This is a genomic window from Halorubrum sp. CGM4_25_10-8A, assembly GCF_005435025.1.
In the GTDB taxonomy this organism is placed as follows: Archaea; Halobacteriota; Halobacteria; order Halobacteriales; family Haloferacaceae; genus Halorubrum; species Halorubrum ezzemoulense.
Genome location: NZ_SGTX01000039.1, coordinates 1 through 5893 on the forward strand (window position 1 = coordinate 1; position 5893 = coordinate 5893).

The window sequence follows — 5893 nt, forward strand, 5'->3', positions numbered from 1 at the left end:
TCATCCGTAGACTCCGCGAGGAGTCGATCGAGATCGTCCTCACTGAGGTGACGGACGATCTCTTTGCGGCGATCCCCAGACATACCTCCTCATCAGACTCTACCTTCATAACTTTCACTAGGCACTAAAGGCGGAGGAATCCCGAGCGTTGGGAGTTTCAGGTTCGCAACCATGACTCTGCCACTTTTCGGGAACCCGTTTAACCCAGCCATCGTGGTCAGCGGCTGACTGGCGGTGCCAACCCGCCGTTACTCCTATCCTCGGCGTCGTTTGACTCTCATCTGTTGTTTTTGCCAGCAGGGAGTCAACGTCGCTTCGACGGACTTGGAGTTACCTTTGGGCTTGCTCGACCAACAGGCACGAGGCGAACGTGTCTGCGTTCGTGTTCACCGTGTTGGTGTTTCGGACACTGTCTCGTTAGTGGCGGATAGACCGCCTCCGGAGGCCGTTCGGAATCGCTCCGTTCCGACCAGACCCTTCTCGTTGCTATGAAGTGACAATAATTGAAACTACGGATTAGAAACTCAGGAACGCTACCGAACGTGGTTCGTGGAGAGTAGTGTCGGATTCATCCTGACCCTGAAGGGTCAGGTATTCTCCTTGAATCTCTAGTACGTGTTTACCCCGAGGTCTCGACAGCCGGCACAGCGTGAGCCCGTGACATAACCTCATTATTGCTGACGACTCGACGAAGTTCTTCGTATGGATTGCGTCCCTGCTGGCGCCACGTCGCCAGCAGGGACAAGACCGTCTCGTGAACGAACATTCCTCGGTCATTACGGAGCGTTCCGATGATTTTCCGGAGAACCACTGGCTCACGAAGTGCGTTCTCTGCGGCATTGTTTGTCGGAGAGACCGCTGGCTCACCGACGAAGGTGAGCCAGTGGTCGAGACCTCCTTCGATCTTCCCCAGCAGTGTTGCTACTGGTCCGTCGGGTACTGACCGCTCAATCAGCGATTCAAGCTCTCTTCGCGCCACACGCTGGAGGTCTGCTCTCTCACGAGAACTTGGGTCGCTCTCCAGCCGAGCCTGGAGAGCGACGAATAGCTGTCTGAGAGCTTGGTAGATCGGTTCACCTTCTGGCTGCTTTTCGGCGGCGTCCTCAGCCTCTCGAAGAATGTGCGCCCACCACCGCTGGAGGTTGCTGCTGAAAGCTGGGTACGCCGTCCACCCGTCACAGACGACTGTTCCCGCGAAGTCCTCGCCGAGGACTTCTGCGGGAACATCACTTCCGCGACTCTCCCTGACCGCGTACAACGTGTGTTGAATGGTCCGAAACGTCCAAATCCACGCTTGTTCACCGTCGCGCTTGATGCCTGTCTCGTCGATGTGAACCACGTCAGCATCCTGAATCTCTTGACGGATCTGCTCGTACTCACAGCGACCGGCGCGCGCAGCGCGCTCGGTCGCGTGCCACGCGGATGCACCCGAGAGTTCGAGTCCGTGTAGTTGCTCGAAGCGATCAGCAATCTTCCGGTAGGGAAGGCGGTGATCGTACCGTGACAGAGCTGATTGAGCGATGACGTTCACCCCGAACTGCCCCTCATCGGGGCAGTCGGGGTGGGCCGCAACTGTCTCTGTTCCACAGGAATCGCACTGGTAGTAGTGGCGGTTGTACCGGGTTATTTCTGGGGTTTGGGGGTCAGGGATTTCCTCGACGAGTCGGGGGGTGACGCCCACCGACTCGTCGAAGTGGTCGCCACACTCAGGACAACAGTCACAGGTGACATCGACTTCTTCGTCGGGATCAGGCGGAGAGCGCCACTCCGGGTCGTGACCATCCTTTCGGCCAGGAGTGCCGCCATCAGTTCGGACATCGTCGTCTTCGTCGTCCTGCGAGGTCGGGGACCCGTCGGTCCCCGACCGTCGCTTACTGGGTGGAGTGTGTGGATTCTCGTACTTCCGGAGGCGTGTTTCGAGTTCTTCGATCCGCTCTTGCTGCTCTTCGATCAGTTCGTTCTGTTCCTCGATCCGCTCGTCCTTCTGGGCGATCGTCTCTTCCAGCTCGTCGATTCGCTCCTCCATCTGGAGAAATCGCGAGAGGAGTTCGTCCTTGGAGAGATCGTCCCAGCTCATCGATTCCACCTCGAAACGAAGACAGCAGGGCTGACGGGATGGTCTCCGCTGCTCGGAGACCATCCCTGAGGATGTAGACTGACTCCCTGCTGGCAGACCATGTGTCTATCATAGGCCACCACCTACGAGATAGTGACGAAATCAGACGGGGCTAAACACGTACCCCCGATGAAGCAGGAGATTTGGGTCATAGGCAACTGAAGTCTCCCGCTTCAACTCATTTGATTTAGCGGCCTACCTCGCTGCCGTATGGCGATCCAATATAGTCCTTGATCAGCAACCGATAACGATCAGAACACCATGTCGATTTAGGTACCTACCGCCGCGAATGCGACCACGAGCGCGAGGTACGCAGCGACGATGATGACCGCCAGTACCGGGATCAGCGTGAGATGGTCGTGACTCCCGTTGTTGCCATCAACCTCACCGCGTTCAACGGCGTCAACATCAACATCGCCGGATTCGATTGCGTCAGCGGAAGGCATCACCTCGGGGAGCCCCTTACGTCTAGCGTCGAACTTGTTGAGAACGAGCACTGCGATTGCCGTCAGAACGAGCGCCAGTGGCAGTGCGAAGTATGCCGTCTGAAGACCCAGCCCGTACAACACGAGGACGAGCACCGTGACCCCCGCCGCAGTTCCTGCGAATGGGACTTGGGTGTTAACGTGATCAATATGATCGGAGCCTGAGAAGATAGACGACATAACTGTCGTGTCGCTGATTGGTGAACTGTGGTCGCCATAGATAGCGCCGCCGAACAGCACCCCGATAAGCACGGGGAGGATAGAAGGACCGACCAGTTCATACCCAAGCGGGATTGCGAGTGGGGTGAGAATAGCCATGGTGCCCCAAGAGGTACCGGTCGTGAACGCGACAAACATTGCTGCGAGGAAGATTATGACGGGGAGGAAGCTCCCAGGAACACCGCTGCCGACCATTATATCCACAATCGCTTGGGCGGTGCCGACCTTCTCGGCAGCTAAACCGATCGACCACGCTAACACGATGATCGCGATGGCGATGTTCATCGTTTTGAATCCCTGGATGATGGTATCGCTGGCCGTTTCGAGGTCCATTGTCCGGTAGCCGAGTGATCCGACAAACCCGGACAGCATGAACGCGAAAGACCCATACAGAAGACCGAGCGCCACGTCAGTCTCTTGGAATGCCTTCGAGATACTAACGCCGGGATTTTGTCCACCACCCAGCCACCACATCGAGACCAAACTCACGACGAGCAACACAAAAATGGGGCCGAAGAAATTCACGAGGGTCGGGTTCCTGTCGCTCGGCTCGCCGACGTCCTGGGAGACGTCGGACAATGGCGTCGCGTCTTCCCGAATAGTCCGACCGGTGGAACGCGCCCGCCACTCGGCGTCAAGCATCGGACCAAAGAATCGCTGAGTAATCGCGATGAACCCGACCATGAAGAACGCCATGAAACAGTAAATGTTCCAAGGAATACTCTGGAGGAACAATCCGAAGGGGGTCATCCCGAGTTCCGCGGCGGTAACCGTAGCCGCCTCGAACCCGACGATAATCATTGAGACTTGGTAGCCGATCCAAGATGACACAGGCCCGAAGGTCGCCACGGGCGATGTCGTTGAATCAAGCGTGTAGGCGTGCATTTCCCGGGAGGAGTGGTTTTCCTGCGCGAGATCCCGTGTCGCGTTGCCTGTGACGATGGTGCTGGTATAAGAACTGAAGAAAATGAAGACTCCGATGAGCCACGTGAGGATCTGAGACTCGCGGGCGCTGTCAACACGATCGCCGATCCACCGCTCCAGTGCCAGGATGCCACCGGAGCGGTGAATGAACGCCGCACCCGCGCCCATGAACATTATGAGAATAATGAATTTCGTATTGAATGGCGACCGAAATACTTCGACGAGCCAGTCCATCGTGAGTCCTGTCGCCGCGATTGGATTCCAGTTCGCCACGATCATCGCGCCGATCCAGACGCCGGCGAATAGGGACACAAGCACCTGCCGTGTCGTCATCGCCAACACGATTGCCAGAAGCGGCGGTGCCAACGCCAACAAGCCGTAACTTGTGGTAGCCACGAGCAGAACTCGATATCGACTTAAATTAAATCTTTGATACGCGTTCTCTCAACGAACTGGGAAGAAAGTGACACAGACCTCACTAAGCAGATTTTACAGGCTGTCGAGGCGAATGCCACGAGGCTTGACCCCGTGGATGAAGCCGACAACTCGTGAACCAAGCCATTAACTCGAAACATCTCAAATAGAGTGGTGTGACGGCACACTTCGCGTCTGGCTTAGTCGGCGAAAATAAGCCGGGTCAGACGCTCCGTCGTGTTAACTTAAGCATGATTCCACCAGACAGCGTGGGCTTGTAACCACGTTTCCGCGGTCGGCGGATCAACGTGACTAAAACAGTTTGAAAACGAAGAGGTCCGTCGTTCTACTTCTCTAAAGACACGTTCGATAGAATTTCTGAAGCCGTGTTGTTCGACGCGGTAGCTGTAGTTTTTGCGGCGGAGACCACCGATCAGATCGTCTGCGTCATCGACGAGAAACAGCGCGTCTTCGACGTCGTGTTTCTCAGCTAATTCAGTGAGAAACTCAGCTTTGAACGTTGAGTATCCAACACTTAATCGACCGAAAATGGCGGCTGAGACGGTGTGAACACGGAAAAGGGGGTTCAGCCGCAGACGCTCCACTTTCCACTAGAGGTTCAAACGCCGTGAACGCTGCCTTCATTATCCTCTGTGAATCACTCTCCAGTTCGGCCGATACCGTAAACTCCTCGTAGAACGTCTTTTCCTCCGATTTCGGGTCCAATAGTGTCAACACGACAACGTTCAAAGCTGAGTGAGAAATTCTCGTGCGATCGGGATCGTATACGTCGGAAACAGCCGTGAATGAAGGATTTTGTTCGTTTCAGGATCGACAGCAGCGTACAGCCAGCACTGCTCGTCGTTGATCCGGATCGCTTTCTGATCGACGGCAACGCGATCCGGGCTCTCACCGTCAGCTGGCTGTAGATCGGCTTTCTGTACCCAATTGTGAACAGCGACACGACTTCGTTGGACACCCAATTCCTCAAGAAGAATAACTGTATTCGAAAGTGATAATCCAGCGAGATGGTGACGAATACCCTTTTCAATGATCTCGCGGGGTGTCCGCTCTCACTCCACAAACTCCAAGTCGATCCACTCGGTACACTCGGTGAGGCGGGCGGTTTTCGGCATAGAGCACTGAATCCTCGTCCCGCCTCATCCTTAACTTAACACCGCGAGACGCTCTGCCGTGACCATCAAGTAGGAGTGGGGAACTCCGAATCCACGCCCGTGGAGACTGCGCTCCCTGTGGATTCCCTCGCGGAATCTGTAAAGCACGTCGTGGAAACGGGAAGCCTCGGGGCTTGATCCCGAGGTACTTCACGTCGGAACGCGGGCGATCTCCGCAAACGGTGTATGTGCTTGGGAACAGACGGCTGATCAAGCATCGGCTCTTTGTGTTGTACCCATTCAACGCCAGAATCGACGATGATCGCTACAACCAGCACTCAATGACCGAAACCGTGAACTCAGCTGTGAAGCGCTTGTTCAGCTTCCCTGTGTGAGCGCGCTTGTGGTTCCGCGTGTTTCGCGAAATCGCGCTGATTGTGTTATATATAATAAGACACCTCTTCACACAGTACATCCTTCTGCCTTACAGCAATGGTACGTGTTTACCCCGGAGTCTCGACAGCCGGCACAGCGTGAGCCCGTGAGATCAGTTCATTGTTACTGACGGCTCGACGAAGCTCTTCGTATGGATTGCGTCCCTGCTGGCGCCACGTCGCCAG

General features: G+C 55.8%; 2 protein-coding genes and 4 pseudogenes. 2 read left to right on the forward strand and 4 right to left on the reverse strand.

What is annotated here, in order from left to right:
- Window positions 1–619: 619 nt before the first annotated feature.
- The 4 genes and pseudogenes from tnpC to EXE52_RS18930 all read right to left on the reverse strand — a co-directional run.
- Window positions 620–2077 (reverse strand): IS66 family transposase, encoded by a 1458-nt coding sequence (gene tnpC, locus EXE52_RS17930; RefSeq protein WP_137704004.1) that lies wholly within the window; start codon window positions 2075–2077, stop codon window positions 620–622.
- Between the two features lie 308 nt (window positions 2078–2385).
- On the reverse strand, window positions 2386–4077 hold the full coding sequence (locus EXE52_RS17935; RefSeq protein WP_049933572.1) for a Na+/H+ antiporter NhaC family protein: 1692 nt from the start codon (window positions 4075–4077) through the stop codon (window positions 2386–2388).
- Between the two features lie 326 nt (window positions 4078–4403).
- Window positions 4404–4667 (reverse strand): annotated as a pseudogene (locus EXE52_RS17945) (IS6 family transposase); the annotation flags it as partial.
- A gap of 259 nt (window positions 4668–4926) precedes the next feature.
- A pseudogene (locus EXE52_RS18930) lies at window positions 4927–5294 on the reverse strand (IS6 family transposase); the annotation flags it as partial.
- Window positions 5295–5363: 69 nt separating this feature from the next.
- On the opposite strand from EXE52_RS18930, the pseudogene EXE52_RS18935 reads away from it, so the two are divergent.
- Window positions 5364–5471 (forward strand): annotated as a pseudogene (locus EXE52_RS18935) (RNA-guided endonuclease TnpB family protein); the annotation flags it as partial.
- 53 nt (window positions 5472–5524) lie between these two features.
- A pseudogene (locus tag EXE52_RS18940) lies at window positions 5525–5665 on the forward strand (IS5/IS1182 family transposase); the annotation flags it as partial.
- Window positions 5666–5893 lie beyond the last annotated feature (228 nt).

Coding starts and splice junctions, on each gene's coding strand:
- EXE52_RS17935 (WP_049933572.1), bottom strand. CDS start 4,077: ATGACGACACGGCAGGTGCTTGTGTCCCTATTCGCCGGCGTCTGGATC.
- tnpC (WP_137704004.1), bottom strand. CDS start 2,077: ATGAGCTGGGACGATCTCTCCAAGGACGAACTCCTCTCGCGATTTCTC.